This is a genomic window from Methylobacterium phyllosphaerae (assembly GCF_001936175.1).
Lineage (GTDB): Bacteria > Pseudomonadota > Alphaproteobacteria > Rhizobiales > Beijerinckiaceae > Methylobacterium > Methylobacterium fujisawaense.
The window spans coordinates 3,109,914-3,133,240 of the sequence record NZ_CP015367.1 but is presented as its reverse complement, the minus strand read 5'-3'; the positions used below and the strand labels follow the sequence as shown (position 1 = coordinate 3,133,240).

Below are 23,327 nucleotides of genomic sequence, written 5' to 3'. Positions count from 1 at the left end.
TCTAGACCGCCGCCTACAGCGGACACGATTGCGGCGCATTCCTCGGGCCAACCGCACATCAGCAAGCCGCGCGCGGCGGGGCTGCGCCCCGCTGGCGGCAGGTGACGAACCTCAACCAAAGACGGAACGCGCGCGTGGATTACGACGGCAAGCCGCTCAGGAAACCCGCCGAGACCGGCACCTGGGCCAGCATCCGCGAGACGCTGAAGGTCGGCATCCAGGCGCTGCTGATCGCCCTGGTGGTGCGGACGCTGCTGTTCCAGCCGTTCAACATCCCCTCAGGGTCGCTGGTCCCGACCCTGCTGATCGGCGATTACCTGTTCGTATCGAAATATTCCTACGGCTACTCCAAGTACTCGCTGCCGCTGTCGGAATACATCCCGATTCAGGCCGAGGGCCGGATCTGGGGCGCCGATCCGAAGCGCGGCGACATCGCGGTGTTCAAGCTGCCCAAGGACAATTCGACCGACTACATCAAGCGCGTGATCGGCCTGCCGGGCGACAAGATCCAGATGATCGACGGCGTGCTCAACATCAACGGCAAGGCGGTCAAGCGCGAGCGGATCGCCGATTACGAGACGACCGATCCCTACGGGCAGCCCACCAAGGTGCCGCAATATATGGAGACCCTGCCCAATGGCGTGGCCCACCGGGTGATCGAGCGCGACGGCGACAATGGTTTCTGGGACAAGACCGAGCTGTACACGGTCCCGCCCGGTCACTTTTTCATGATGGGCGACAACCGCGACAACTCCACCGATTCGCGCGACCTCGCCAATGTCGGCTACGTGCCTTTCGCCAATCTGGTCGGGCGCGCCGAGATGATCTTCTTCTCGATCGACGAGGGGACCCCGGCGTGGCAGGTCTGGAACTGGCCGGCCCACGTGCGCTGGTCGCGCCTGTTCACGACGATCCATTGACCGGTCCGGACTTGGACGACGCCGCGCAGCCCCGGGCCAACGCCCGATCCCGTCGGGCCCACAAGCCGCGGCCGCCCCTGAGTGCGCTCGAGGAGCGGATCGGGCACAGCTTCGCCGATCAGGACCTGCTCACTCGTGCCCTGACCCATACCAGCAAGTCCAGCGGTCGGGGCGGCAGCTACCAGCGCCTGGAATTCCTCGGCGACCGGGTGCTCGGGCTCGCGGTCGCCGATCGCCTTTACGGCGCCTTTCCGAATGCCGACGAGGGCGATCTCTCCCGGCGGCTCGCCGCCCTGGTCCGGCGTGAGACCTGCGCGGTTGTGGCCGCGTCCTGGGAGGTCGGACCGCACCTGATCCTCGGCCAGGGCGAGGTGATGGGTGGCGGCCGGCGCAATCAGACGATCCTCGCCGACGTCTGCGAGGCGATCCTGGGGGCGATCTACCTCGACGCCGGCTTCGACGCCGCCCGGGCGGTGGTCGAGGCGCATTTCCGCCCGGGCGAGCCGACGGCTGCGGCACGGGGCCGTGACGCCAAATCGGCCTTGCAAGAATGGGCGATGGGCCGCAGCCTGCCGATCCCCACCTATGCGGTGGTGGAACGCACGGGTCCCGACCACGCGCCCCGGTTCCGCATCGCCGTCCAGGTCGAGGGCCTCGAGCCCGGCCTCGGCGACGGCACCTCGAAGCGGATCGCCGAGCAGGCCGCCGCCCGGGCGCTGATGGAGCGAGAGGGAATCGGAGCCTCCGCGGATGCGGGGCCGACGGAGACAGCATGAACACGCACGAACCGGACGATCACGACGCGCAGGACGGCCCCGGCGCCATGCCGGGCCAGGAGCCCGCGCGCGATCCGTCCATGCTCCCGGGCACGCCCGCCGACGCCCGGGCCGGCTTCGTCGCGCTGATCGGTGTGCCGAATGCCGGCAAGTCGACCCTGCTCAACAACCTCGTCGGCACCAAGGTCTCGATCGTCTCCCGGAAGGTGCAGACGACCCGGGCGCTGGTGCGGGGCATCCTCATCGAGGGCTCGGCCCAGGTCGTGCTCGTCGACACCCCCGGCATCTTCGCGCCCAAGCGCCGCCTCGACCGGGCGATGGTGCATTCGGCCTGGAGCGGCGCCGCCGATGCCGACGCGGTCTGCCTGCTGGTCGATGCGCGCAAGGGCGTCGATGCGGAGGTGGAGGCCGTGCTCGGGCGGCTCGGCGAGGTGAAGCGCGAGAAGCTGCTGATCCTCAACAAGATCGACCTGATCCCGCGCGAGCGCCTGCTCGACCTCGCCGCCAAGCTCAACGCCGCGGCGCCCTTCGCCGAGACCTTCATGATCTCGGCGCTGAACGGCGACGGCGTGGACGATCTGCGCCGCGCCCTCGCGGCCCGGATGCCGCCGGGCCCCTGGCTCTATCCGGAGGATCAGGTCTCGGACGCGCCGCTGCGCATGCTCGCCGCCGAGATCACCCGCGAGAAGATCTACGACCGGCTTCACGAGGAACTGCCCTATCGCTCGACGGTGGAAACCGACCAGTGGCAGATCCGGCCCGACGGGTCGGTTCGGATCGAGCAGACGATCTTCGTCGAGCGGGAGAGCCAGCGCTCCATCGTGCTCGGCAAGGGCGGCCAGACCATCCGGTCGATCGGGCAGGCGGCCCGCGTCGAGATCGCCGAGGCGGCCGACGCCAAGGTCCACCTGTTCCTGCACGTGAAGGTGCGGGAGAACTGGGCCGACGATCCGGCCCGCTACCGCGAGATGGGCCTCGAATTCCCGCGCGGCTGACGACGGGGCCGCGCCCAGGAGGCTGGGCTTCCCGGCCGGTTCCGGTATAAACGCGGTGTTCCCCCGGATGAACCGAGTCGGGCGCGGGCTTGCCCCGCTCCGCCGCGGATTCGCGTTCCGGCGTTGGCTCTCCAGATCCCGAACCGTTCATGCGCCATGCCGTCTACGGCCTGCCGCCGGCCGACCTCGCTGAGGTTCCCGGCGACGCCGTCCAGCTTTCCCCCATGATCCCCGGCGCCGCACGGCTTGAGGATCTGTCCGAGAACAGCCTCGACGCGGCCACGGTGCTCGCGCCGCCCGGAACGGTCGAGCGGCGCTACGTGCTGGCCCAGGTGCTGCGCGCCCTCGGGCCGGGCGGGCGCATGGTCGCCCTGGCCCCGAAGGACCGGGGCGGCACCCGTCTCGCCAAGGAGCTGACGACCTTCGGCTGCGCCGCCGCAGACCAGCCGCGCCGGCATCACCGGATCTGCACGGCGGAGCGCCCGACAGAGCCGGCCGGACTCGCCGAGGCGATCGACGAGGGCGGTCCGCGCCATGTCGACAACCTCGCCCTGTGCACGCAGCCCGGAATCTTCTCATGGGACCGGCTGGATGCCGGCACGGCGCTGCTCCTGGCGAATCTGCCGGCCTTCAAGGGCCGCGGCGCCGATTTCGGTTGCGGCCTCGGGATCCTGTCCCGGGCAGTGCTGGGCTCGGACGCGGTCACCGCCCTGACGCTGGTGGAGATCGACCGCCGGGCCGTCGAGATGGCCCGGCGCAACGTCGCCGACCCGCGGGCCACGATCCACTGGGCGGATGTCCGGACGCCCGGCGTGGTGCCGGACCAGCTCGACTTCATCGTCACCAATCCGCCGTTTCACGAGGCCGGAACCGAGGACCCGTCCCTCGGCCGCGCATTCATCGCCCGGGCATCCGAGGTTCTGCGGCCGGGCGGCACGCTCTGGCTCGTGGCCAACGCGCATCTGCCTTACGAGGCGCCCCTGCGCGCGGCGTTCCGGAGCGTCTCCGTCGCCGTGCAGGCGAACGGCTTCCGCGTCTACGAGGCGCGCCGGTGAGCGCAGCCAAGTCCGTCCGGCTCGACAAGCTCCTCGCCAATCTCGGCTACGGCTCGCGCCGCGAGATCCAGACCCTCGCCCGCGCCGGCGCGATCCGCCTCGATGGCGCGGATCTGGACGATGCCGGCGACCGGATCGCCCTCGACCCGGATCTGCCGGACCGGCTGACGATCGACGGCGCGCCCGTCGATCCGCTGCCCGGCCTGTGTCTGATGCTGCACAAGCCGCTCGGCGTGACCTGCTCGCACAAGGAGGCCGGTCCGCTGGTCTACGGGCTTCTGCCGGAGCGCTGGCGCCGCCGTGACCCGCCGCTCTCGACCGTCGGGCGGCTCGACAAGGAGACCTCGGGCCTCCTGCTGCTGACCGACGATGGCGCTCTGCTGCACCGGATCATCAGCCCGAAGGCGCAGGTGGCCAAGCGCTACCGTGTCACCCTCGACCGGCCGCTGAGCGGCGGGGAGGCGGCGGTCTTCGCCGCCGGCACGCTGATGCTCGAGGGTGAGGACCGCCCGCTGCTGCCGGTGCACCTCGACGTCGCCGATACCATGCATTGTGCGGTGACGCTGACGGAGGGCCGCTACCATCAGGTCCGCCGGATGTTCGCCGCCGTCGGCAACCACGTCACGGCCCTGCACCGGGATCGGGTCGGCGGCCTCGACCTGCCGGCGGATCTGGCGGCGGGGGATTACCGGGTGATGACCGCCGGGGACGTGGCGGCGGTGTTTGCGGCTGCGTGAGCCGTCCCGTGTTCGAGGGCGACCAGCGCGGCGACCGGGCAAGATTGACGCAAGACTGACGATTGCGCCGACGACGGCCGGGGCCTGGATGCCGATCGCGCGGGCGCCGTTCCGCGCCTTGCCTTCGCACCCGGCCTCTGCTAAGCGCCGGCCCATCCCACACGCGGAGCCGGCCTCATGCCTGAATGAGGCGTTTCCGGTGGTCGTCCGAGATCTCGGACGACCGCATCCCTCCGCGGCGGATATAACCGGAGAGTACACAGACATGGCCGTCGATTTCTCTATGCGTCAGCTCCTCGAGGCGGGGGCGCATTTCGGTCACCAGGCGCACCGCTGGAACCCGAAGATGCAGCCCTACATCTTCGGAACGCGCAACAACATCCACATCATCGATCTGGCCCAGACCGTGCCGGCGATGCACCAGGCGCTGCAGGCGGTGAGCGACACCGTCGCCAAGGGCGGCCGCGTGCTGTTCGTCGGCACCAAGCGCCAGGCGGCCGACACGATCGCCGAGGCGGCCAAGCGCTCGGCCCAGTACTATGTCAACTCCCGCTGGCTGGGCGGCATGCTCACCAACTGGAAGACGATCTCGGGTTCGATCTCGCGCCTGCGCAAGGTCACCGAGACGCTGGAGACCGGCGGCCCGGGCCTGACCAAGAAGGAGCGCCTGATGCTCTCCCGTGAGAAGGAGAAGCTCGAGAAGGCGCTCGGCGGCATCAAGGACATGGGCGGCGTCCCCGACCTGCTGTTCGTGATCGACACCAACAAGGAGCAGCTGGCGATCAAGGAGGCGAACCGCCTCGGCATCCCGGTGGCCGCCATCGTCGACACGAACTGCAACCCGGACGGCATCAGCTACATCGTCCCGGCCAACGACGATGCGGGCCGCGCCATCGCGCTCTACTGTGACCTGATCGCCAAGGCCGCCATCGACGGCATCTCGCGCGCCCAGGGCTCGTCGGGCATGGATCTCGGCGCCTCCGAGGAGCCGATGGCCGAGGAGCTGCCCGCCAACGACGACGCGGCCGTCACGGTGGAGTCCGACGCCCTCGACCCGGCCGACGTGGCGATGCTCGCCGAGTCGACCGAGCATTTCGAGCTGCTGGCCGCCCCGCGCGGCGCGCCGGACGACCTGACCAAGCTCAACGGCGCAGGCCCGCAGATCGTCCAGAAGCTGAACGACGCCGGCATCTACCACTACTGGCAGCTCGCCGCGATGACCCCCGAGGACGTTGCCAAGGTCGATGCCGACCTGAAGCTCAACGGCCGCATCGACCGCGATTCGTGGGTCTCGCAGGCCCGTGGCTTCGTCGAGGCCGCCGCCGCAGCCTGATCCATCGGGACTCCGCGGCGGCACCGTCATCGGGCCGTCGCGGTTCCAGGCATACCGGGCCCGGCCGCTCACCCGCGCGCCGGGCCTCTCGCATCCAGACCACACGAAAGGGACCGCCATGGCCAACATCACCGCCGCGATGGTGAAGGAGCTCCGGGAGAAGACCGGCGCCGGCATGATGGACTGCAAGGGCGCGCTCAACGAGACGCAGGGCGACATCGAGGCCGCCGTCGACTGGCTGCGCAAGAAGGGTCTCGCCAAGGCCGCAAAGAAGGCCGGCCGCGTCGCCGCCGAGGGCCTCGTGGCCGTCGAGTCCGCCGGCCACCACGCCGCCGTGGTCGAGGTGAACTCCGAGACCGACTTCGTCGCCCGCAACGACGCCTTCCAGGCCTTCGTCCGCGAGGCTGCCAAGATCGCGCTCAACACCGACGGCACGCTGGAGGGTCTGCAGGCCGCCCATTTCCCGGGCGCCACCGAGACCGTCTCCGAGAAGCTGCAGAACCTGATCGCCACGATCGGCGAGAACATGAACCTGCGGCGCGTGGCCAAGCTCGAGGTCAAGAAGGGCGTGATCGCCTCCTACGTGCACAACCAGATCTCCGAGGGGCTCGGCAAGATCGGCGTGCTCGTGGCTCTCGAGTCCGAGGGCGACGTCGAGGCGCTCTCGGCCCTCGGTCGCCAGATCGCCATGCATGTCGCGGCGACCAACCCGGTGGCGCTCGACGCCTCGGGCGTCGACACCGCCACGGTGGAGCGCGAGTCGAACATCCTGCGCGAGAAGAACGCCGGCAAGCCGGACCACGTCCTCGCCAAGATCATCGAGAGCGGCCTGAAGAGCTACTACAAGGAGGTCACCCTCCTGGAGCAGCCCTTCGTGCACGACGGCTCGAAGACGGTGAGCCAGGTCCTCAAGGAGGCCGGCTCGAAGGTCGGTGGTCCGGTCACCCTGACGGGCTTCGTGCGCTACGCCCTCGGCGAGGGCATCGAGAAGGAAGAGGGGCCGGACTTCGCCACCGAGGTCGCCCAGCAGGCCGGCCGCGCCTGACGGTCGTCCGCGATCGCCCGGCGCGCCGGGCCCCAGTGAGACCAGCCCCGTCCGGCGCGAGCCGGGCGGGGCTTCGCATTTTCGGCCTCGCCAAAGCGTTCCACGTCGGACCGTGTTGCGGCGCACACGCCGTTTCGCGGCGCTGCGCTATGTCGTGCCCATGCCTTTGAAACCCTTCTCCTACCTGATGATCGGCGTGTTCGCCTCAGGTCTCGTCATGACCGTTCTCGGCGCCGTCGGCGTCCTGACCGGCAGCTGAAAACCAGGCGCCGGCCTGATCCACGATCAGGCCGGCGCCTCGCCCGTTGACGGATGGTCCTCCCGGGATTGGGCCATCTCTCCCGTATGATTCGACCGATGTGCCCCGCCGGATCGGCCCGAACCCCTCGACGGAACTCCCGCGCCTGACGTAGAAGCCTCCCGGTTTGCGCGACGCGGGATGGAGCCGGGGAACCCGATGCCGGATACGACGCCGTTTCGCCGGATATTGCTGAAGCTATCGGGCGAGGCTCTTGCAGCCCCTGACGGGTACTGGTTGCATCCGCCGACCCTGGCGGGGCTCGCCGAGGACATCGCCCGCACCATCGAGGCCGGTGCCGAGATCGCCATCGTGGTCGGCGGCGGCAACATGATCCGCGGAGCGCGGATCTCGGCGGCCGGCTGGATCGACCGGGCCACTGGGGATTCGCTGGGGATGATGGCCACCGTCATGAATTCCCTGGCTATCGAGACCGCCCTGAACGCCGCGGGCGTCCAGGCCCGCACCATGTCGGCGGTGTCGATGCCGACCATCTGCGAGACCTACGCCCGCCAGCCGGCCTTGCACCACCTCGACAAGGGGCAGGTGGTCGTCCTCGCGGGCGGCACCGGGAACCCGTTCTTCACCACCGACACCGCCGCCGTCCTGCGCGCCGCCGAATTGCGCTGCGACGCGGTTCTGAAGGCGACGCAGGTCGACGGCGTTTACACGGCCGATCCCAAGAAGGATCCGAGCGCGACCCGCTACGACCGCATCACCCATGACGAGGCCATCGCCCGCGATCTCAAGGTGATGGACACGGCGGCCTTCGCGCTGGCCCGGGAGAGCCGGCTGTCGATCCTCGTCGGATCGCTCCATCCGCCGAGCTCGATTGCCGGCATCCTGTCGGGCGAGGCCCCCTCGACCCTCGTGGCGCCCTGACGAGGCGGCGGTGATGCCGCCGCCACCGTTTGCGGCCCTGAAAAAATTCGTCCATTGAGGCCGCGATTGCCCGCGCCGGGCTCAAGATACCGTCAGACGTCTCGGGACGACCACCATGGCCACACCGGAATTCGATCTCAACGACCTCAAGCGCCGGATGCAGGGCGCCGTGTCCTCGCTCTCGAAGGATCTCGGCTCGCTGCGCACCGGGCGCGCCACGCCGTCGCTCCTGGATCCGATCCAGGTGGATGCCTACGGATCGATGATGCCGATGGCGCAGGTCGCCACCGTCAGCGTGCCGGAGCCCCGGCTCCTGTCGATCTCGGTCTGGGACCGCAGCATGGTCACCGCCGTCGAGAAGGCGATCCGCGAATCCGATCTCGGACTCAACCCGCAGACCGAGGGGCAGACCATCCGGCTCCGCATCCCCGAGATGAACGAGCAGCGCCGCAAGGAGATGGTCAAGGTCGCCCACAAGTACACCGAGGAGGCCCGCGTCGCCGTGCGCCACGTCCGCCGGGACGGCCTCGATCATCTGAAGAAGCTCCTGAAGGACAGCGCCATCTCGGAGGACGACGAGAAGCGCCAGGCCGCCGACGTGCAGAAGGCGACCGACCAGTTCATCGCCGAGATCGACGGCGTGCTGGCCTCCAAGGAGAAGGAAATCATGCAGGTCTGAGGCGAAGGGACGGGACGCGCGTGACCGCCGCCGCCGCACCGGCCGCGCGTCCCTCGGGACGGCGCGAGCTGTGGCTGCGCGTCGCCTCGGGCCTCGTGCTCGGGGCCGGCGTGCTGGCCGCACTCGTCTATGGGGGCTGGCCCTTCGCGGGGATCTGGCTCGCCGCCGGCATCATCGGATTCGGCGAGTGGATGGTGATGAGCCGCACCGAGCCCCGCGAGGTTCTGATCGCACTGGGCGCTGCGACGCTGGGCGCCCTGCTGCTCTGCCAGCGCGGCGGTGCCCCGACACCGGCCTGCATCGCTGTCCTTGTACTCGGCGCCGCGGCTTGCGCCACGGTGGCGCGGACGCCTGGGGGCCGGTTCCGCGCGTTCGCCGGTGTGCTCGGCGCGGCGGCGATCGCGGCGGTGCCTGTGGCCCTGCGCGACGATCCCGCCATCGGTCTCGTCGGTCCGGCCTGGATGTTTGCGGTGGTCTGGTCCACCGACATCGCTGCCTATTTCGCAGGCCGGAAGATCGGCGGCCCGAAGCTGATGCCCCGGGTCTCGCCCAACAAGACGTGGTCGGGGGCCCTCGGCGGCCTCGTCGGCGCGGTCGCGGCCGGGACGCTGGTCCCGGTGGTCGCCGACCTTGCCGGGATGCCTCTGCCCAGCGCCGCCTCCCTGCCGGTTGTGGCAGGCGTCAGCGCGCTCGCCTCCGTCCTGAGTCAGGCGGGGGACCTGATCGAATCCGGTCTCAAGCGCCATTACGGCGTGAAGGACTCCGGAAAGATCATCCCGGGCCATGGCGGCGTCATGGACCGGCTCGACGGATTCTTCGCGGTCGCCGTGCTGGCGGCCCTCTATCTCGCCCTGCGCGGGGGCGGTCTGATCGCGTGACGATGAGGGAGTTGAACCCGTGACCCAGGTCGTCACCGTCTTCGGCGCCACCGGCTCGATCGGCCGTTCCACCGCCGACCTCCTCGCCCAGCATGCCGACCGGTTCCGGGCCGGCGCCCTGGTGGGGGGCAAGGATCCCGTCGCCTTGGCCAAAGTCGCGCGGGAGCTGAATGCGTCCTTCGCGGCACTGGCCGATGAATCCGCCGGCCCGGCCCTCGCCGAGGCCCTGTCGGGCTCCGGCATCCCGAGCGGGGCGGGGGAGGCCGCCGTCATGGAGGCGGCCGCCCGCGACGCCGACATCGTCGTGGCGGCGGTGAGCGGGGCGGCAGGGCTGAAATCGACCCACGCCGCCCTTCGGCTGGGCCGCAAGGTCGCGCTCGCCAACAAGGAGAGCCTCGTCTGCGCCGGCGACGCCTTCATGCGCGACGCCGCGCGCTACGGCGCCACGATCCTGCCGATGGATTCCGAGCACGACGCCCTGAGCCAGGCGCTGGCCGGCCGGCCGCTCGCCGACGTCCGCACCATGATGATCACGGCCTCGGGCGGCCCGTTCCGGACCTGGACCCGCGAGCGCATCGCCGCCGCCTCCGCGGCCGAGGCGGCCGCTCATCCGACCTGGTCGATGGGCATGAAGATCAACATCGATTCGGCGAGCCTGATGAACAAGGGCCTCGAACTGATCGAGGCGCACCATCTGTTCGGGATCGAGCCCGAGCGCCTGGACGTCGTGGTGCATCCGCAATCGGTGATCCACGGCCTGGTCTACTGGCTCGACGGGGCGGTGACCGCCGAGCTGGCGCTGCCCGACATGCGCGTGCCGATCTCGCACTGCCTCGGGCTCGGGGACCGGCTCACCATCGAGCGCGGTCGGCCCCTCGACCTCGTGACGCTGGGCTCGCTCACCTTCGAGGCGGCGGACGAGGCGCGTTTCCCCTGCCTGCGGATCGCCCGGGCGGCGCTGGCCGCCGGCGGCGCGGCGCCGACCGTAATGAACGCGGCCAACGAGATCGCGGTGGCGGCCTTCATTGCCGGCCGGATCGGCTTCTACGGGATCAGCGATCTGGTCGAGCGCGCCTGCACGCACTTCGCCGGCTCGTACCGCACCGCACCGGCCGACGTGGACGAGGCGCTCGCCATCGACGCCCACGTCCGGATCTGGAGCGCCGAGGCCCTGCCGGAGCTGCGCGCCGCCGGCTGAACCCCCGCCTCAGCGCGCCGGGCCGTAGCCGGCCAGGAACACCCGCACCGCCTCGTCGATCTGATGGCGCATCTCGGCCTCGCCGGCGATGCCGCCTGCCGCGAACAGCAGGCGCGTCAGCAGACCGGCCTGGCAGAGGTGCAGGAAGTGTCGGGCCGCGAGTTCGGTGTCGGCGATGGTCAGGCGTCCCGCCTGGACCTGCGCGTCGAGATAGCGGGAGAGGCGGTCGACGCCGCAGGCCGGACCAGCCTGATAATAGACCTGCCCGAAGCGGGGAAACTTCTCGCTCGCACCGATCACCATGCGAACCAGCGAGACATGCTCCGGCCGGCACATCTCGGTCAGGAAGCTCACCCCCAGCCGCGTGAGCACGCCCGGCACGTCGGGATCATCCGCATCGAGTGTGAACAGGGCTTCGGCGAGGCTGGCCTTCTCCTGCGTCGTCAGCGCCTCGAACAGCGCCTCCTTGCTCTCGAAATAGACGTAGAGCGTGCCCTTCGAGACGCCGGCCGCGCGGGCGATCTCGCCCATGCTGGCACCGTCGAACCCCGCCGACAGGAACACAATCCGCGCACCCTCGAGGATCTGCTGCCGCTTGTCGCCCTCGTGCTGGGCCTGACCTCGCTCCAGAACCGCACCCTGAGCCATCGTCCCGCTCCGCGCCCGTGGCGCCGCCACGCTTGACCGAACCGTTCGGTCAACATAATCTGCGGCTTCTGCGGAGGCACGTCAAGCCGTGCCTCGTGATTGACCGAACCGTTCGGTCATTGAGGTCGAGGCGCTGATATGTCCCTTCGCGAGGACGCGGATCGGCTCAATTCCGGTGTCGAGGCCGGAATCGAGGCCAGAGACGAGGAGCGCGCGGAGCATCATGCGCAGGCCTCAGTCACGGCACCTCTGCCGAAGCCCGTGCCGGACGAGGCGGTCCCGGCGCGCAAGCGTCCCGTCAGGCGGCTCCTCCTGCTCGGCCTCCTGACGGCCGCCCTTGGCGGCGGCGCCTATGAAGGGTGGCAGTGGTGGACCGTCGGGCGGTTCTTCGTCTCGACCGACGATGCCTACGTCCAGGCCGACATCTCCGTCCTCGCGGCCAAGATCCCGGGCTACCTCCAGTCGGTCCCGGTGGTGAACGGCCTCGCGGTGAAGAAGGGCGACGTCATCGCCCAGCTCGACGACGGCGACTATCGCCTCGCGCTCCAGGCCGCGCAGGACAAGCTCGCCACGCAGGAGAGCACCATCGCGCGGATCGCCCGGCAAGCCGAGGCGGCCCAGGCGCAGGTCGCACAGGCCGCCGCGCAGCTCGACGCGAGCCGCGCCGACGCCGTTCGCGCCCAGGCCGATTTCACCCGATCGATGCAGATGCAGGCGGATTACGTCGCCAAGTCGCGCATCGACCAGACGCGCGCCGACCGCGACCGCACCGAGGCCTCCGTCAAGGCCATGGAGGCCGGCCTCGTCGCGGCCCGCGCCAATGTCGACGTCCTCCAGGCGCAGAAGCGCGAGGCGGAGAGCCTCGCGGCGGAACTCCGCACCGCCGTCGACCGGGCCCGCCGCGACCTCGACTTCACGGTGATCCGCGCGCCCTTCGACGGGGTCGTCGGCAACAAGGCCGTCGAGGCCGGCGCCTATGTCGGGCCCGGCACGCGGATCGCCGCGCTCGTCCCGCTCCAGAGCGTCCGGATCGACGCGAACTTCAAGGAGACCCAGGTCGAGCGCATGCGTCCCGGCCAGCCCGTGACCGTCACGGTCGACGCCTATCCGGACCGCGAGATCCACGCCGTGGTGGAATCGTTCTCGCCGGCCTCCGGCTCGGTGTTCAGCCTGCTGCCGCCCGACAACGCCACGGGCAACTTCACCAAGATCGTTCAGCGCCTGCCCGTCCGGGTGAGGGTGCCCGAGGACGTCGCCCGCGAGGGCCTGCTGCGGCCGGGCCTGTCGGCGGTGGTGCGGGTCGATACCCGCATCGGCGCGGACCGCTCCGTCCTCGACCGCGCTTCCGCGCCGCGGCCGGTCAACACCGCGAGCCGCTGAGACCCGCGATGGCCGCCAGTGCCGCCACCTCCGCGGGCGATGCCGCCGCCCCGACGCGCGGCGTGACGGCCCGCGCCGCTGAGCCGCCCCTCGACCGCCGCCGCATGGTGGCGTTCGTCTGCATGGTCTTCGGGATGTTCATGGCGATCCTGGACATCCAGATCGTCTCGGCCTCCCTGAACGAGATCCAGGCCGGCCTCTCGGCCTCCGGCGACGAGATCCCCTGGGTCCAGACCAGCTACCTGATCGCCGAGGTCATCTCGATCCCGCTCTCCGGCACCCTGTCGCGGGTGCTCTCGACGCGCTGGATGTTCGCCATCTCGGCGGGCGGCTTCACCCTGATGAGCCTGATGTGCGCCACCTCCTCGTCGATCGGCGAGATGATCGTCTGGCGGGCGCTCCAGGGCTTCATCGGCGGCGGCATGATCCCCACCGTGTTCGCCGCGGCCTTCACGATCTTCCCGCCCTCGAAGCGGACCATCGTGTCGCCGATGATCGGGCTCGTGGCGACGCTGGCGCCGACGATCGGCCCGACGGTGGGCGGCTATCTCACCGATCTCATGTCGTGGCACTGGCTGTTCCTGATCAACGTCGTGCCGGGCATCTTCGTGACCGTCTCGACCTGGATCCTGGTCGATTTCGACGAGCCCAATTACGGCCTGATCAAATCGTTCGACTGGGCCGGTCTCGCCTTCATGGCCGGCTTCCTCGGCTGCCTGGAATACGTGCTGGAGGAGGGGCCGAACCACGATTGGCTGCAGGACGAGGCGGTGTTCGCCTGCGCGGTCATCTGCGGAACCTCGGCGCTGCTGTTCTTCTGGCGGGTCTTCACGGCGAAGCAGCCGATCGTCGATCTGAGGGCCTTCTCGGACCGGAACTTCGCCAGCGGGTGCGTGGCGAGCTTCGTGCTGGGCATCGGGCTCTACGGGCTGACCTACATCTATCCGGTCTATCTGGCCCGGGTGCGCGGCTACTCGGCGCTGATGATCGGCGAGACGATGTTCGTCTCAGGCCTGTGCATGTTCGCCACCGCCCCCATCGCCGGCCGGCTTTCGGGCAAGGTCGATCCCCGCATCATGATGGGCATCGGCTTCGTCGGCTTCGCCTGCGGCACGTGGATCGTCACCGGCCTGACCAAGGACTGGGACTTCTACGAGCTGCTCCTGCCCCAGATCCTGCGTGGCTGCTCGCTGATGCTGTGCATGATCCCGATCAACAACATCGCGCTCGGGACGTTGCCGCCGGCGCGGATGAAGAACGCGTCGGGGCTGTTCAACCTGACCCGCAACCTCGGCGGTGCGGTCGGCCTCGCGCTGATCAACACGATCCTCAACGACCGGTGGGACCTCCATCTCGCGCGGCTGCACGAGCGCTTCACCTGGGCGAACACGGCCGCCCTGGAACGCCTCGACACGATGCAGCGCGGCTTCGAGGCCTATGGCAGTGCCGCGTCGGGCATGGCGCTGAAGGCGATGACCAACACCGTGCGGATCCAGGGCCTGGTCATGGCCTTCGAGGATGTATTCCTGGCCCTGACGGTCCTGTTCCTGGCGATGGCCTGCGCCGTTCCCATGATCCGGCGGCCCCAGGCCGGTGCGGGCGGCGGGGCCGGCCACTGACGGGCTGCCCCGATCCCGGGCGGTCGGCGGGTGCGGAATCGGACCGCGCGTGCGACCTTCCGCAGCCGCCCCGCAGGATTGCGTTGGCGGTCGGCCCCGCCGATCTGCTAGACAGGGCGGATGGCCGGCCCGAGAAGCCGGCGCCGAGACGGCCAGGATACGGCGTATGGACTTCCTCAACGCGATGGGCGGAACCGCCGGCGGCTTCTTCGGCGCAGTGATTCCGTTCCTATTCGTGCTCACCGTCGTGGTGTTCGTGCACGAGATGGGCCACTTCCTGGTCGGGCGCTGGTGCGGGGTCGGGGTTCACGCCTTCTCGCTCGGCTTCGGCCCCGAGCTGTTCGGCTTCAACGACCGCCGCGGCACCCGCTGGAAGCTCTGCGCCATCCCCCTCGGCGGCTACGTGAAGTTCCACGGCGACGTGAACGGCGCCAGCATGCCCGATCCCGAGGCCGTCGCCCGGATGAGCCCGCAGGAGCGGGCGATCAGCTTCCCGACCCAGCCCGTGTCCAAGCGCGCGGCGATCGTCGCCGCCGGCCCTGTGGCGAACTTCATCCTGGCGATCCTGCTCTTCGCCGGCGCGATCTGGCTGGGCGGCCGCTACGAGCTGCCCGCCCGGGTCTCGTCGGTGGAGCCGAACAGCGTCGCCGCCCAGGCCGGCTTCCAGCCCGGCGACGTGATCACCGCCATCGACGGCGAGAAGATCGGCGACTTCAACGCCATGTACCGCACGGTGACCGGCAGCGCCGGGACGCCGCTGACCTTCACGGTGGAGCGCAACGACCAGCCCATCACGATCCAGGCGACGCCCGCCACCTTCGAGGAGAAGACGCCGTTCGGCCGCCACCGGATCGGCCGGCTCGGCATCCGGTCGCCCGCGGGCTCGGAGGCCCGCCTCGTGACTTATGGGGCGCTCGATTCGCTCAATCTCGGCGTGAAGGAGACTTACTTCGTCGTCGAGCGCACCTTCTCGTATCTCGGCAAGCTCGTCACCGGCCGGGAATCCGCCGACCAGCTCTCGGGTCCGATCGGCATCGCCCGCGTCTCCGGCGAGGTCGCCAAGACCGGCGGCGTCGGCGGTCTGGTCGGGCTCATCGCGCTGCTCTCCGTCTCGATCGGCCTGCTCAACCTGTTCCCCGTGCCGTTGCTCGATGGCGGACACCTGCTGTTCTACGCCTTCGAGGTGGTGCGCGGCCGTCCGCTCAGCGAGCGGGCCCAGGAGATCGGATTTCGTATCGGTCTCGCCCTGGTGCTGATGCTGATGCTGTTCGCCGCCTGGAACGACATCCTCAATCTCGGCGCCTCCTGGCGGAACACCTGATTGCGGGCCGGCGGGATCCTGTGATTCCGCCGGATCTCCACCGGAAAGGCTGCCCCAATCCCGCCGCGGTCTCGCCCCGACGCCGCCCGGATGGCGCCGCTCCGACGGGGTGAAACCGGGTTAAGATCCTGTTCACGGGATCGCGATCGGGTCTGAAAACCTTCGACAGTCCAGACATTTACGTGGCGTTCACCACGATCCGCGGTTTGTCTTCATGCTGACCGCACCGTTAAGTGGCGCGAAGGCCACGACCCCCCAAAATCCCCTGACGATGGCCTCCCGCGCGTTTGCTTGGCTGGGGAATCCCGGTAAGAGCTACGCTTGGACCGAAGCCACGCTTGGACCAGGTGACGGGACGGCCGATCAACGGTCGCCTGTGACGGGCTAACCCCCGCGACCAGAACAGAAACGGGCGATTGCATGATGTCGTTGACGGGGAAGCCCCGACGTAAGTCGGTGCGGAAAACCATCGTCCTAGTCACTGCGGGTCTTGGCGTTGTCCTGAGCGGGGCCGCCCAGGCGCAGCAGATCGTCGTCCAGGGCAACCAGCGCGTCGATGCCGACACGATCCGGTCCTACGTGACCGGGACGGCGTCCGGCTCCGCCGAGGAGGCCCGCCGCAACCTGCTCGCGAGCGGGATGTTCTCCGACGTGAAGGTCGCCCAGTCGGGTGGCCGCACGGTGGTGACGGTCCGCGAGAACAACCTGATCAACCGCGTTGTCTTCGAGGGCAACAAGAAGGTCGAGAAGGCGACCCTCGAGGGGATCGTCGAGGCCAAGGCCCGCGGCCCGTACAGCGAGGCGATCATCAACGCCGACCTCGCCCGCATCCGCGACGTCTACAAGCGCTTCGGGCGCGGCACCGCCAAGGTGACCTACCGGACGGTCGACCTGCCCAACGGCCGCGTCGACGTGATCTACCAGATCGACGAGGGCGATAAGACCGGCATCCTCTCGATCAACTTCGTCGGCAACAACGCCTACTCGGAGCGGACGCTGAAGGGGCTGATGAGCTCCTCGGAGATGAACTTCCTGTCGTTCATCAAGACCTCCGACGTCTACGATCCCGACCGCATCACCAACGACCTCGACCAAGTCCGCCGCTACTACCTGAAGAACGGCTACGCCGACTTCCAGGTGGTCAGCGCCGACGCGCGCTACGTCGAGGGCGACAAGTCCGGCTACGTCATCACCATCACGGTGAACGAGGGCGAGCAGTACAAGGTCGGCGCGGTCCAGGTGGATTCGCGTCTGCCGGGCCTCGACACCACGAAGCTCGACACCGACATCGCCACCTCCGTGGGCGACATCTACAACGCCGACGACGTTGAGAAGACGCTCAACAACGTCACCCGCGAGGTCAACCGCGCCGGCTACCCCTTCGCGCAGGTTCGCCCGACCGGGCAGCGCGATCCGGCCAGCCATCAGGTCTCCCTGGGCTTCGTGGTCGAGGACGGCCCGCACGTCTACGTCGAGCGCATCAACATCCGCGGCAACACCCGGACCCGCGACTACGTCATCCGTCGCGAGCTCGATATCGCCGAGGGCGACGCCTACAACCGCGTGCTGACCGACCGCGCCGAGCGGCGCCTGAACGGTCTCGGCTTCTTCAAGAAGGTCCGCTTCTCCAACGAGCCGGGCTCGGCCCCGGACCGCGTGGTCATCAACATCGACGTTGAGGATCAGCCCACGGGTTCGTTCTCGGTGGCGGGCGGCTACTCCACCCAGGACGGCATCATCGGCGAGGTCTCGGTCTCCGAGTCGAACTTCCTCGGCCGCGGCCAGTACGTCCGCTTGGCCGGTACGGGTGGCCAGTACTCGCGCGGCGTCGACTTCTCGTTTACCGAGCCGTACTTCCTCGGCTACCGGCTGGCAGCGGGCTTCGACGCCTTCTACAAGTACTCCGACCTGACCCGGTACTCGCGCTACGAGACCACGGTGTATGGCGGCCAGCTTCGCCTCGGCCTGCCGATCACCGAGGAGTTCGGCATCACGCTGCGCTACTCGCTGTACAACACCGAGCTGAAGGTCCCGAACACCCTCAAGCGGCCGTACAACGACTGCTCGATCCCGATCCCGGGCTACACCGCCACCTACGCGGCGGGCACGATCGACCCGAATACGGGCCGGAACATCGGCGGCCAGTCGATCTACCCGAACTGCGCGTATGACGGCGAAGCCTCGATCGCCATCAAGGGTTCGCAGGGCAACACGCTGACCTCGCTGGCCGGCCTGACGCTCGCCTACTCGACCCTCGACGTGATCGGCGCGCCCCGCAACGGCCTCTACGCCGAGCTGAAGCCCGACGTCGCCGGCCTGGGTGGCGACTCCAAGTTCTTCCGCGTGACGGCCGATGCGCGGTACTACAAGGAGATCTTCGAGGACGTCGTCGGCTTCATCCGCTTCCAGGGCGGCCACATCTCGTCGCTCAACAACGACCCGCTGCGGGTGACCGACCAGTTCTTCCTCGGCCCGTCGCTGGTCCGCGGCTTCGCGCCGAACGGCATCGGTCCGCGCGACGTCGGCATCGCCGATGCTCGTTCGAACGCGATCGGCGGCTCCACCTATGTGGGCGGTACCCTCGAGGTGCAGTTCCCGCTCCCGGCCGTGCCGCGCGATCTGGGTCTGAAGGGTGCTCTGTTCGCCGATGCCGGCACGCTGTTCGGCTATCACGGCCAGCGGAACTTCAACGTGAACGGCGACGCCTTCATCAACGGCATCTCGCCGACGACCGGGAAGTGCAACTTCAACGCCTTCACGATCGGCGTGGAGCCGGAATGCGTGAACGTCCGCGACACGGCGGCGATCCGCTCCTCGATCGGTGCGTCCATCCTGTGGAACTCGCCGCTCGGCCCGATCCGGTTCGACTACGCCTACGCTCTGACGAAGGACGAGGGTGAGAAGGTGTTCGTCCCGGCCCTCGGGAAGTACGGCCATATCGGCAAGGATCAGACCCAGGCGTTCCGCTTCTCCGGCGGCTCGCGCTTCTGATAAAAATTGCGCGCGCCGGCCGGATTGTCCCGGCCGGCGCGTTATTGAGCATGTCAGATCCCATCTTCTTCACCGCCGCCGCCGATGGTCTCACCCTGGCCGAGATCGCGGCAGCCGCCGGCGCCAGCCTGCCCGACGGAGCGGATCCGGAACGCCGGTTCAGCGGCGCGGCCTCCCTGGAGAGTGCCGGTCCGGAGCACCTCGCCTACATGGACAATGCCCGCTACGGCGACGCGCTCGCCGCGACGCGGGCGGGGGTGTGTCTGGTCTCCCCCCGGTTCGCGGCGCGTTGTCCCGCGACCACCGTCGCCCTCGTCAGCCGCGATCCCTACCGCGCCTATGCGGCCCTGCTCGGCCGTCTGCATCCCGATGCCCTGCGTCCCGGCTCCCAGTTCGCCGTCCGCGGCGTCGCGTCCGGCGCCCATGTCCATCCGGAAGCCCGGCTCGAGGACGGCGTCACGGTCGATCCCGGCGCGGTCGTCGGGCCGGGTGCCGAGATCGGCGCAGGAACGGTGATCGGACCGAATGCCGTGATCGGTCCCGGCGTCCGCATCGGGCGGGACTGTGCGATCGGCGCCGGCACCACGCTCAGCCACGCCCTGCTCGGGAACCGGGTGATCATCCACCCGGGTGCGCGCATCGGCCAGGACGGGTTCGGCTTCGCCATGGGCGCCAGCCACCTCAAGGTCCCGCAGGTCGGGCGGGTGATCGTTCAGGACGATGTCGAGATCGGCGCCAACACCACGATCGATCGGGGCGCCTCGCGCGACACGGTGATCGGGGAGGGGACCAAGATCGATAATCTCGTGCAGATCGCCCACAACGTCGTGATCGGGCGGCACTGCGTCATCGTGTCGGGCGTCGGCATCTCGGGCTCGACCACCCTGGAGGATTACGTCGTCCTCGGCGGTCAGGTCGGCGTCGTCGGCCACCTGCGCATCGGCCGCGGTGCGCAGATCGCCGGCTCGTCCAACGTCAACCGCGACGTGCCGCCGGGCAGCCGCTGGGGCGGAACGCCCGCCAAGCCGGTCCGGGCCTGGTTCCGGGAGTTGACGACGCTGGCCCGCCTCGCCGAGCGCGGCGGCAAGGACCTGAGCGGCGAGGACACCTGACCGGGAAGGCCTTGCGCTTCCGGCGATTTCTTCCGAAGAGGGCGTTCGGCCCGCCAAGGGCGGCCGGATTGCAAGCCGCCCCGGGCGGCAAGTCGAGGTGCGGATTTCGATGAGTGAGGCGGCGCGCGAGACCGGCACCGAGCTGGGCATAGCCGATATCCAGACGTTGCTGGAATTGCTGCCACACCGTTACCCGTTCCTGATGGTGGATCGCATCGTCGAGATCGACCGGGACGAGTCCTGTATCGGGATCAAGAACGTCACGGCGAACGAGCCGCAATTCATGGGACACTTCCCGGACATGCCGGTCTTCCCGGGCGTGCTCCTGATCGAGGGCATGGCGCAGACGGCAGGCGCGATCTGCTGCCGCCACATCCGGGCGGACGGACGGAACACCAAGCAGGTGTTCTTCATGACCATCGACAAGTGCAAGTTTCGCAAGCCCGTCACCCCCGGCGACCAGGTGCGCTTCCACATGACGAAGCTGAATCAGCGCCGGACCATGTGGTGGTTCCGCGGCGAGGCCCGGGTCGACGGAAACCTCGTCGCCGAGGCCGAGATCAGCGCCATGCTGGTGACGGAGTGACCGCGCCGTTCATCCATGCGAGCGCCGTGATCGAGTCCGGCGCCCGGATCGGCGACGGGGCCCGGATCGGCCCCTTCTGCCATGTCGGCCCCGAGGTCGTGCTCGGGCCGGATTGCGAACTCATCAGTCACGTCGTCCTGGCGGGCCGCACCACGATCGGACCCCGCACCCGGATCTTCCCCTTCGCGTCGATCGGCCACCAGCCGCAGGACCTGAAGTACCGGGGCGAGGCCTCGACCCTGACGATCGGCGCCGATTGCCTGATCCGCGAGGGCGTCACGATGAATCCGGGCACCAGCGGCGGCGGCCTGGAGACCGTGGTCGGCGATCACTGCACCTTCCTGGCGAATTCGCATGTCGGCCACGACTGCCGGGTCGGCGCGCATGTGATCTTCTCCAACAACGTGATGCTGGCGGGCCATTGCAGCGTCGGCGACTACGCAATCCTGGGTGGCGGCGCCGCCGTGATCCAGTTCGCGCGCGTCGGTGCGCACGCCTTCGTGGGCGGCCTGTCGGGCCTGGAGAACGACTGCATCCCGTACGGTATGGTGCTCGGCAACCGGGCCTACCTGTCGGGGCTTAACATCATCGGGCTGCAGCGCCGCGGCTTCGCCCGCGACGACATCCACGCCCTGCGGCGCGCCTACCGCCTGCTCTTCGCGCCCGAGGGCACGCTGATGGAGCGGGTGGAGGACGTGGCCGCGACCTTCGAATCCCACGCGGCGGTCCGCGAGATCCTCGACTTCATCCGCCTCGGCGGCAAGCGCTCGATCTGCACGCCGCGCGAGATCCCGACGCCCATCAGCGCCGCCTGAGCGGCCGGGCCGTGACCCAGGCCGATCCGCACCCCGAGGGGACCCTGGTTCTGATCGCCGGGGCCGGCCGGCTGCCGGAACTCGTCGCCGAGTCGCTGCGCCGGGCGCGCCGGCCCTTCCGCGTAATCGCCCTGCGCGGTTTCACGGGGGCGACCCTGCGAGCCAGTGCCGACGCCACGGTCGACCTGCTCGACCTCGCCGCCACCCTGAAGCTTCTGCGGCGCTGGGGGCCGGCGGTCGTGGTACCGGCCGGCGGCGTCTCACGGCCGAGCCCGGCCGCGATCCTCAATGCCGGAGCCGCCCTGCGCAACCGGGAGGCCCTGCGGGCGATCGCCGGCGGGGGCGACGACCGCCTCCTGCGCGCCGCCGTCACGCTGGTGGAAGAGGACGGCCACAGGGTCGTGGGCGTCCACGAGGCCGCGCCGGACCTGCTCTGTCCGGAGGGGCCCCTCGGGCGCCGGATTCCGGATGCCGAGGCGGCCGCCTCGATCCGCGCCGGGCGCGGGGTCCTCGACGCCCTCTCGCCCTACGATCTGGGACAGGCTGTGGCCCTGGCCGGCGACCGGATCCTGGCCGTGGAGGGGCCGGAGGGCACCGATCGCATGCTGGCCCGGGCGCGGGCCCTGGGGCGCCGTCCGTTCGGGTTCGGCCGGGCGATGCCCGCCACCGTGCTGGTGAAGGCTCCCAAGGTCGGCCAGGACCGCCGCATCGATCTCCCGGCCATCGGACCGCGCACCGTGCGCAACGCGGCCCAGGCAGGCTGCGTCGGCCTGGCGCTGGAGGCCGGCGGGACCCTGGTCATCGACCGGGTGGCCACGGCCGCGGAAGCCGACCGCCTCGGTCTCTTCGTCGTCGGCTACGGAGGGACGCCGTGACCGGCCGGCCCCGGACCATCTGGCTCGTGGCCGGCGAGGATTCCGGCGATCAGCTCGGCGCCAAGCTGATGCGGGCCCTGCGCGAGGCGGCGCCCGACGTGGTCTTCGGCGGCGTCGGCGGCGAGGCCATGGCGGAGGCGGGGTTCGCATCCCTGTTCCCCCTCGATGACGTGGCGGTGATGGGCTATCTGCCGGTCCTCGCCCGGGCCCGGACCCTGCTCCGGCGCATCCGCGAAACCGTCTCGGCGGCGGTCGACGCCCGGCCGGACGTGCTGGTGATCATCGACAGTCCGGGTTTCACCCACGCGGTGGCGCGGCGGGTGCGCAAGGTGGCCCCCGGCATCCCGATCATCGATTACGTGTCGCCGAGCGTCTGGGCGTGGCGGCCCTGGCGGGCGAAGGGGATGCGACCGTTCATCGACCACGTCCTGGCCCTGCTGCCCTTCGAGCCGGACGCGCATCTGCGGCTCGGCGGGCCGCCCTGCACCTATGTCGGACACCCGCTGATCGAGCGCCTTCCGGAACTGCGGCCCACCGCATCCGAGCAGCGGCGGCGCGAGTCCGTTCCCTACAGCCTCGTGCTGCTGCCGGGGTCCCGCCGGTCCGAGATCGAGCGGCTGATGCCGGTCTTCGGTGCGGCGCTGGCGCGGGTGGCGGAAGGCCTCGCGGTCGAGGCGGTGCTGCCCGCCGTGACGCGTCACAGGGCGCTGATCGAGCGGCTTTCCGCGGAGTGGACGGTGCCCGTCCGCATCGTCACCGGCGAGGCGCCGAAATACGCCGCCTTCCGGGAGGCCCGGGCGGCGCTCGCCGCCTCCGGCACGGTCACGCTGGAACTCGCCCTCGCGGGCGTCCCGATGGTCGTCGCCTACAAGGTCTCGCGGGCGGAGGAATTCATCGCCCGCCGGCTGATCCAGGTCCCGAGCATCGTGCTGCCGAACCTGATCCTGGCCGAGAACGCCATGCCGGAATTCGTCCAGGCCGACTGCACGCCGGAGCGCCTGGCAGGCGCCGTGCGGTCGCTCCTGGCAGGCGGTGCGGGCCGCGACGCACAGCTCGCTGCCCTCGCCCGGATCGACGGGCTGATGCGGCTCGCCGCGAATGACACGCCGAGCCGGGCCGCCGCGCGCATCGTCCTGCGCGCCGCAGAGCGCCACGCGTCCGATCCGAGGGCGTGACGGGGCCGC

The 23,327-nt window shown here is 69.8% G+C and carries 21 protein-coding genes; 20 read left to right on the top strand and 1 reads right to left on the bottom strand.

What is annotated here, in order from left to right; all coding sequences use genetic code 11:
* The first annotated feature begins 134 nt into the window (after positions 1–134).
* From lepB to dxr, 11 genes are all read left to right on the top strand, one after another.
* The gene (lepB, locus tag MCBMB27_RS14180) at positions 135–920 is read left to right on the top strand and encodes a signal peptidase I (RefSeq protein ID WP_091955302.1); all 786 of its coding nucleotides are present in this window, start codon (positions 135–137) and stop codon (positions 918–920) included.
* Positions 917–1,696: a ribonuclease III gene (rnc, locus tag MCBMB27_RS14175; RefSeq protein ID WP_083683545.1), complete on the top strand. Its 780-nt coding sequence runs from the start codon at positions 917–919 to the stop codon at positions 1,694–1,696. Before lepB ends, rnc begins: the two co-directional genes overlap by 4 nt.
* Positions 1,693–2,691 (top strand): GTPase Era, encoded by a 999-nt coding sequence (gene era, locus MCBMB27_RS14170; protein ID WP_043351189.1) that lies wholly within the window; start codon positions 1,693–1,695, stop codon positions 2,689–2,691. The genes rnc and era overlap by 4 nt, the downstream gene beginning before the upstream one ends.
* A 149-nt stretch (positions 2,692–2,840) precedes the next feature.
* Positions 2,841–3,746 (top strand): class I SAM-dependent methyltransferase, encoded by a 906-nt coding sequence (locus tag MCBMB27_RS14165; RefSeq protein WP_043351191.1) that lies wholly within the window; start codon positions 2,841–2,843, stop codon positions 3,744–3,746.
* The gene (locus MCBMB27_RS14160) at positions 3,743–4,483 is read left to right on the top strand and encodes a pseudouridine synthase (RefSeq protein WP_075380719.1); all 741 of its coding nucleotides are present in this window, start codon (positions 3,743–3,745) and stop codon (positions 4,481–4,483) included. The genes MCBMB27_RS14165 and MCBMB27_RS14160 overlap by 4 nt, the downstream gene beginning before the upstream one ends.
* 265 nt (positions 4,484–4,748) lie before the next feature.
* Positions 4,749–5,816: a 30S ribosomal protein S2 gene (locus MCBMB27_RS14155; protein WP_012320390.1), complete on the top strand. Its 1,068-nt coding sequence runs from the start codon at positions 4,749–4,751 to the stop codon at positions 5,814–5,816.
* Positions 5,817–5,934: 118 nt separating this feature from the next.
* Positions 5,935–6,861 (top strand): translation elongation factor Ts, encoded by a 927-nt coding sequence (gene tsf, locus MCBMB27_RS14150; protein WP_043382788.1) that lies wholly within the window; start codon positions 5,935–5,937, stop codon positions 6,859–6,861.
* 457 nt (positions 6,862–7,318) lie between these two features.
* Positions 7,319–8,041: a UMP kinase gene (gene pyrH, locus MCBMB27_RS14145; RefSeq protein ID WP_043351203.1), complete on the top strand. Its 723-nt coding sequence runs from the start codon at positions 7,319–7,321 to the stop codon at positions 8,039–8,041.
* Between the two features lie 115 nt (positions 8,042–8,156).
* Positions 8,157–8,720: a ribosome recycling factor gene (frr, locus tag MCBMB27_RS14140; RefSeq protein WP_043351205.1), complete on the top strand. Its 564-nt coding sequence runs from the start codon at positions 8,157–8,159 to the stop codon at positions 8,718–8,720.
* A 20-nt stretch (positions 8,721–8,740) separates the two neighbouring features.
* Entirely contained in the window at positions 8,741–9,598 is an 858-nt protein-coding gene (locus tag MCBMB27_RS14135) for a phosphatidate cytidylyltransferase (RefSeq protein ID WP_043758800.1), read from the top strand.
* Between the two features lie 19 nt (positions 9,599–9,617).
* Positions 9,618–10,796, top strand: coding sequence for a 1-deoxy-D-xylulose-5-phosphate reductoisomerase (dxr, locus tag MCBMB27_RS14130; protein ID WP_043351207.1), 1,179 nt, complete (start codon positions 9,618–9,620; stop codon positions 10,794–10,796).
* Between the two features lie 9 nt (positions 10,797–10,805).
* Here dxr and MCBMB27_RS14125 read toward each other — a convergent pair whose 3' ends face one another.
* Positions 10,806–11,444: a TetR/AcrR family transcriptional regulator gene (locus MCBMB27_RS14125; RefSeq protein ID WP_043351208.1), complete on the bottom strand. Its 639-nt coding sequence runs from the start codon at positions 11,442–11,444 to the stop codon at positions 10,806–10,808.
* A 138-nt stretch (positions 11,445–11,582) separates the two neighbouring features.
* On the opposite strand from MCBMB27_RS14125, the gene MCBMB27_RS14120 reads away from it, so the two are divergent.
* From MCBMB27_RS14120 to lpxB, 9 genes are all read left to right on the top strand, one after another.
* Entirely contained in the window at positions 11,583–12,824 is a 1,242-nt protein-coding gene (locus MCBMB27_RS14120; RefSeq protein ID WP_075380718.1) for an HlyD family secretion protein, read from the top strand.
* An 8-nt stretch (positions 12,825–12,832) separates the two neighbouring features.
* Complete coding sequence (locus MCBMB27_RS14115) at positions 12,833–14,443, top strand: DHA2 family efflux MFS transporter permease subunit (RefSeq protein WP_043758796.1); 1,611 nt, start codon at positions 12,833–12,835, stop codon at positions 14,441–14,443.
* A 166-nt stretch (positions 14,444–14,609) separates the two neighbouring features.
* The gene (locus tag MCBMB27_RS14110; protein WP_043351211.1) at positions 14,610–15,764 is read left to right on the top strand and encodes a M50 family metallopeptidase; all 1,155 of its coding nucleotides are present in this window, start codon (positions 14,610–14,612) and stop codon (positions 15,762–15,764) included.
* Between the two features lie 420 nt (positions 15,765–16,184).
* Entirely contained in the window at positions 16,185–18,755 is a 2,571-nt protein-coding gene (bamA, locus tag MCBMB27_RS14105; RefSeq protein ID WP_053609505.1) for an outer membrane protein assembly factor BamA, read from the top strand.
* Positions 18,756–18,805: 50 nt separating this feature from the next.
* A complete protein-coding gene (gene lpxD, locus MCBMB27_RS14100) occupies positions 18,806–19,867 on the top strand; it encodes a UDP-3-O-(3-hydroxymyristoyl)glucosamine N-acyltransferase (RefSeq protein WP_075380717.1) in 1,062 nt (353 codons plus the stop codon).
* A 109-nt stretch (positions 19,868–19,976) separates the two neighbouring features.
* On the top strand, positions 19,977–20,453 hold the full coding sequence (fabZ, locus tag MCBMB27_RS14095) for a 3-hydroxyacyl-ACP dehydratase FabZ (RefSeq protein WP_075380716.1): 477 nt from the start codon (positions 19,977–19,979) through the stop codon (positions 20,451–20,453).
* Positions 20,450–21,268 (top strand): acyl-ACP--UDP-N-acetylglucosamine O-acyltransferase, encoded by an 819-nt coding sequence (gene lpxA / locus MCBMB27_RS14090; protein ID WP_043351218.1) that lies wholly within the window; start codon positions 20,450–20,452, stop codon positions 21,266–21,268. Before fabZ ends, lpxA begins: the two co-directional genes overlap by 4 nt.
* Before the next feature lie 11 nt (positions 21,269–21,279).
* A complete protein-coding gene (locus MCBMB27_RS14085) occupies positions 21,280–22,143 on the top strand; it encodes an LpxI family protein (RefSeq protein ID WP_043382807.1) in 864 nt (287 codons plus the stop codon).
* The gene (gene lpxB, locus MCBMB27_RS14080; protein WP_043382810.1) at positions 22,140–23,318 is read left to right on the top strand and encodes a lipid-A-disaccharide synthase; all 1,179 of its coding nucleotides are present in this window, start codon (positions 22,140–22,142) and stop codon (positions 23,316–23,318) included. The genes MCBMB27_RS14085 and lpxB overlap by 4 nt, the downstream gene beginning before the upstream one ends.
* The last annotated feature ends 9 nt before the right edge of the window (positions 23,319–23,327 follow it).

What these genes read in the sequence shown, in the direction of transcription:
- era (WP_043351189.1), top strand. Translation starts at nt 1,693, where the DNA reads ATGAACACGCACGAACCGGACGATCACGACGCGCAGGACGGCCCCGGC.
- MCBMB27_RS14165 (WP_043351191.1), top strand. Translation starts at nt 2,841, where the DNA reads ATGCGCCATGCCGTCTACGGCCTGCCGCCGGCCGACCTCGCTGAGGTT.
- MCBMB27_RS14155 (WP_012320390.1), top strand. Translation starts at nt 4,749, where the DNA reads ATGGCCGTCGATTTCTCTATGCGTCAGCTCCTCGAGGCGGGGGCGCAT.
- tsf (WP_043382788.1), top strand. Translation starts at nt 5,935, where the DNA reads ATGGCCAACATCACCGCCGCGATGGTGAAGGAGCTCCGGGAGAAGACC.
- pyrH (WP_043351203.1), top strand. Translation starts at nt 7,319, where the DNA reads ATGCCGGATACGACGCCGTTTCGCCGGATATTGCTGAAGCTATCGGGC.
- frr (WP_043351205.1), top strand. Translation starts at nt 8,157, where the DNA reads ATGGCCACACCGGAATTCGATCTCAACGACCTCAAGCGCCGGATGCAG.
- MCBMB27_RS14125 (WP_043351208.1), bottom strand. Translation starts at nt 11,444, where the DNA reads ATGGCTCAGGGTGCGGTTCTGGAGCGAGGTCAGGCCCAGCACGAGGGC.
- MCBMB27_RS14120 (WP_075380718.1), top strand. Translation starts at nt 11,583, where the DNA reads ATGTCCCTTCGCGAGGACGCGGATCGGCTCAATTCCGGTGTCGAGGCC.
- MCBMB27_RS14115 (WP_043758796.1), top strand. Translation starts at nt 12,833, where the DNA reads ATGGCCGCCAGTGCCGCCACCTCCGCGGGCGATGCCGCCGCCCCGACG.
- MCBMB27_RS14110 (WP_043351211.1), top strand. Translation starts at nt 14,610, where the DNA reads ATGGACTTCCTCAACGCGATGGGCGGAACCGCCGGCGGCTTCTTCGGC.
- bamA (WP_053609505.1), top strand. Translation starts at nt 16,185, where the DNA reads ATGATGTCGTTGACGGGGAAGCCCCGACGTAAGTCGGTGCGGAAAACC.
- lpxD (WP_075380717.1), top strand. Translation starts at nt 18,806, where the DNA reads ATGTCAGATCCCATCTTCTTCACCGCCGCCGCCGATGGTCTCACCCTG.
- fabZ (WP_075380716.1), top strand. Translation starts at nt 19,977, where the DNA reads ATGAGTGAGGCGGCGCGCGAGACCGGCACCGAGCTGGGCATAGCCGAT.